The 420-nt window shown below is 32.1% G+C and carries 1 protein-coding gene; it reads right to left on the bottom strand.

Annotated features, from left to right (window positions below):
- Positions 1-79: 79 nt before the first annotated feature.
- On the bottom strand, positions 80-420 hold a 341-nt coding region (gene rimI, locus CEW93_RS10670; RefSeq protein WP_146416676.1), incomplete at its 5' end, for a ribosomal protein S18-alanine N-acetyltransferase.

Raw genomic sequence — 420 nt, 5'->3', positions numbered from 1 at the left:
AGTTCAGTGCCATTCTTTATTACACTTACACTCGTTTCATCACAACTTGTTTCTATTGCTAAGATTAATTTATTATTTGTCATTTCAAATTCACCCACATGACTAATGCGTCCTCGCCTTCTCCATAATAATTCTTTCTTTTGCCACCATTTTGGAATCCCAAATTCCTATAAACATGTTGTGCAACATCATTATCTATTCTTACCTCTAAACTCATCACATCACAAGAAAAACGTGCATAGTTCATTGCATATTTAAGTAAAAGTTGACCAAGACCATAGCCTCTAAATGCCTTTGATATAGCTATCGTTGTAATTTGTGCTTGATCAACGACTAACCATAAACCAACATATCCAATTATTTTGTCACTAAATTCTATAACAAAATATGTAGCAAATTCGTTGTTTTCTATTTCATGAT

It is taken from the genome of Moraxella sp. VT-16-12, from assembly GCF_002224245.2.
Taxonomy (GTDB): Bacteria; Pseudomonadota; Gammaproteobacteria; order Pseudomonadales; family Moraxellaceae; genus Moraxella.
This window is presented reverse-complemented; position numbering and strand designations above follow the sequence as displayed.